This window comes from Methylobacillus rhizosphaerae (genome assembly GCF_900187985.1).
Taxonomy (GTDB): domain Bacteria; phylum Pseudomonadota; class Gammaproteobacteria; order Burkholderiales; family Methylophilaceae; genus Methylobacillus; species Methylobacillus rhizosphaerae.
In genome coordinates this window covers 1-3789 of the sequence record NZ_FZOA01000002.1, presented here as the reverse complement: position 1 = coordinate 3789, position 3789 = coordinate 1, and the positions used below count along the sequence as shown (strand labels likewise).

Genomic DNA, 3789 nt, shown 5'->3' with positions numbered 1-3789 from the left:
ACCTGACCTGACCTGACCTGACCTGACCTGACCTGACCTGACCTGACCTGACCTGACCTGACCTGACCTGACCTGACCTGACCTGACCTGACCTGTTTATATTGGCGATCTTGCTGCCCTTCACTGCGGCTGCTAGAAATCAAAAGGGTCAGACTCAATCTGATGGCCCGTATTCAGATATGATCCAATAACGGATCAAGCGAATCTGACCCTGTTGATTCCCTGCTGCCATCAATTAAATATGGCATTAAACAATTCTGGAGACTCTGGAATATTTACTTTCCAAGAGTAATCAGCACCCAGGAGCCTCGTTGCCCCTGGGCGCTGTACTGCTGCTTTTAGTTTGGCGATTCCAGTACCGTCTGTGTCGTGGTGACTTCCACGCGACGATCAGGTGCCAGGCAAGCGATCAGTTCTGCGCGAGGCAGTTTGTCGCTGCAATTGCTGACCGGGTTTTGTTCACCCTTGCCCGTGGCGGTAATACGGCTGCTATTGATACCCTGCGTGACAAAGAATGAACGCACGCTGTTGGCACGCGCCTGCGACAAGCGTTGGTTATAGCTATCGCTACCCAAGCGGTCAGTATAGGCAGCCACGGCAACCGGGGCGCTCGAATCAGTGCCGCGCTGGATGTCCGCAGCCAACTCTGCCAGGGCAGCCTGGCCTTTGGGGCTAAGCGTGGCGCTGTCAAAGGCAAACAGCACTTCGCTGCTCAGCGTCCGCACCACTGGCTCAGGAGCTGGCGGAACGGGTACAGGCACCGGAACTGGCGCAGGCTCAGGAGCTGGCGGTTCAGCCGCAGGCTGGGCACAACCTTCAGGTTTCCAGTAGTACGAACCTGCCTTGCCATCCTTATCAAACAAGACCTTGAGCTGACAGATATGGAAAGTGTTCGCTGTAGGCGTATCACGCAGGTGGAACAAGTAATTCCACTCCCGCACGCCCCATATCTTCTCGGCAAAATGCGGCTGTTCCAGCAAGCCCTGCACCTGCGACTTCGTCAATCCAGGTTGCAACAGGCTCAGGGTTTCAGGCGTTGGGTATGAACCATCCTTTTTCAACAAACTGGTATCGTCCAAGTCAGGCCACACCAATTCCTCAGCAGTACTGCCATCCTCGGCAATATTCTTACTCAGGCTGCCACATGCCACCAGGCTTGCACTTACCAAGCCAGCCAGCAACATACGGACAACCCAGGTGCAAGATTCCGTCGTCTGTTTCATATATTTTTTCCTTTTTATCAATTCGTTTTGCGTGTCTTGTCAGCCAATGATTTATAAGCAGCCGCAAATCCCTTTAGTGGAAAGCTCACAGTCACCAATTGGCGCGACACTGCAGCAACCGCAACTGCCTTGAAAATCTGGCCGCTCGACAAAGCAGAAGTATTCAACGTCACCGGTATCAAGCATCCATCCGGAAAGCATCCGTAGAAAGCAGCACCTGTCGGCGTTGCTGCCTGATTATCAACCTGCGTCTGCACCCCCGAGGCCAGTTCCAGGCCCAGTGGCATGATCAGGCGTGCTTCCACTTTCTGCGCATCAATCGGGCGCAGGATATCGAGCCGGGCAATCCGCCGGGGCGGATTACCTTGCTGCATCAGCTCCTGGAACATCGTGCACGATGCCGCTTGATTATTTGCCCCCTTGGTACAACTCACGGACCAATTATCAAAGCGCTGCACCTCAGGAGCGGCAGCGGGCGCAGCAATCGCCTCCCCACCTGCCACTCCCCAGGCCGCCAGAACCACCGCCGCAACGGCGGTGGAACGGATAATGGCAGAAGACATGACGTTACTGATCATTCCTGTACGCCTTACCATTGGAAACCAACACCTGCACCGACACCCACATTGCTGCGAGTGTTAACCGATGCATTGGCCTTCAGCACCCAGGAGCCGTTATCACTGATGGTAGATGCGCCGATCGCAAGGGCCGACTCACCTCCATAGTAGCCAACACCGGCACCCACCATGCTCTTACCTGGTTGGTAAACCTGAGGAATTGACGACTGGGCAATGGCTCCAGCGATACCGCTGAAAGCATCCCTGCGGAGCTGATGCTGTTGATGCATCACATAACCCAGACCACCATTCAGCTGATCCACGTTCACAGCATCAGTGCCATTCACGCCAGGTGCAACATTGGTGATGGTATTGCCACCGTTGTTCAGGCCGTTGTTGTTCAGCACAACAGGTGAACCAGTAGCACCGCCATTGATCGTCAAGCTGTTCGCTGTCATATCAGGGTTGGTGTCAATCGTCAGGTTGGTACCATCTTGCGTTACAGTCACATTGCCACTGCTACCGCTAGAGACATTCACCGTTGCATTCTTCGACACCTGCACAGGCGCGCCACCGTTGGAAGAAAGGTTCCAGCTACCACTCTCTGCTGCAACCGCCTCCAACTGGCTGACGTTCACTGCATCGGTTGGCGCTACACCGGCTGCCACATTGGTGATGCGGGTACCGCCAGCATCAATGCCGCTTTGAGTGATGCTCGGTCCGCCCTCAATGCTCAGGCCGCTGTTGTTCACAGTGGTGTTCCCTGTAGTCACGCTGCCATTGCTGCCCAAGTCGACATTTTCTGCCAGCTTCACGGTCAGGGTATCGCTACCATTGGATTCCACACCGATATTGCCTTCGGTCAGAGTTCCGGTTGCACCGCCCTTCACGTTCACGGTTTCACCCAGCTTGCGCTCAATATTCTCGCCTGTATCGCCAGCAAAAGTCAGAGGCTTGCTGGTTGCGTTGTTCACTGATTCATCCACGTAGTTCTTGTTGACGATGTGGTCACCTTCAGTAATCGGGCCGTTATAGTGCGCACCGCTGTTGTCGACATAGAAGTTGTCGCCAGCCTTCAGGTTGGTGGTGTTGACATTGGTCGTAGTCACAGTGTCACCAGTAATTGTGGTGCCGCCGTTGACCGTGATGCTGTTGTTCACCGCCAGATCATCAGCTAGGTTGAACTTCACATCGTTGCTGTCCGCAGCCTTGCTCACCACGATATTGCCATCCGTGTTACCCAAATCCACGTTCGCACCAGGTGCTACGTTGCTCTGGTTGGCACCTTGAGCGCTGACATTCCATCCCATATTGGCGATGGTGGATACCGCAGTCAGCTGACTTACGTTGACCGCATCCGTTGGATTCACACCTGCTGCCACGTTGGTGATAGTGGTACCGCCAGCGTTGATACCGCCGATTGTGACACTAGGGCCACCAACAATGGTCAGTCCATCATTGTTGATAGTGGTGTTGCCAGTAGTGACGCTAGTGAGGCTCAAGTCCTTGTTCAATGCCACCTTCACGCCATCAGCATCAGCCGTTGTCGTGATGTTGTCATCACCATTCACGGCCACAGTGTCACCCAGTTTCTTGGTACCAGTGGTGCCGCTGTCGCCGGTGAAGGTCAGTCCCTTATTGTTCACAGTGTCATTGGCTTCCACACCTTGGGCAATGTCGTCCTTGGTCTGTTGCGCCAGGTCAACTTGGTAATCAGTAACGTTGTTCGCATCCTTCGCGCCCGCTGTCACTGTCACTGCAGTAGAACCTGCCGAAGCAGTAGTGCCGTTAGCGTTGACGGTATAGGTCTTGCTGCCGTCAGCGTTGGTGCTTTCTGCCACGTCATTGACGTTGGTGCCTGCTGCAACCTTGGTGGTCGCTGCTGCGGCAGCGTCATTCAACTGGCTCACGTTCACCGCATCAGTAGCGTCAGTACCCGCTGCCACATTGGTGATCTTGGTGTTGTTGACGTTGATACCAGCACTGTTGATGATCGGGCCACCGTTGTT

3 protein-coding genes are annotated in these 3789 nt (G+C 54.6%); all 3 read right to left on the bottom strand.

What is annotated here, in order from left to right; translation table 11 throughout:
* Positions 1-338 precede the first annotated feature (338 nt).
* A complete protein-coding gene (locus CHB59_RS02230; protein WP_089374624.1) occupies positions 339-1223 on the bottom strand; it encodes an OmpA family protein in 885 nt (294 codons plus the stop codon).
* 17 nt (positions 1224-1240) lie between these two features.
* Positions 1241-1801 carry an invasion associated locus B family protein gene (locus tag CHB59_RS02225; protein ID WP_179212041.1) on the bottom strand — a complete coding sequence of 187 codons (561 nt, stop codon included), beginning with the start codon at positions 1799-1801 and terminating at the stop codon, positions 1241-1243.
* Between the two features lie 11 nt (positions 1802-1812).
* The coding region (locus CHB59_RS02220) for a YadA family autotransporter adhesin (protein ID WP_179212040.1) at positions 1813-3789 on the bottom strand (1977 nt) is incomplete at its 5' end.

Bases quoted from the DNA above. Each gene is read 5' to 3' on its own strand.
- CHB59_RS02230 (WP_089374624.1), bottom strand. From the start codon at position 1,223: ATGAAACAGACGACGGAATCTTGCACCTGGGTTGTCCGTATGTTGCTG.
- CHB59_RS02225 (WP_179212041.1), bottom strand. From the start codon at position 1,801: ATGATCAGTAACGTCATGTCTTCTGCCATTATCCGTTCCACCGCCGTT.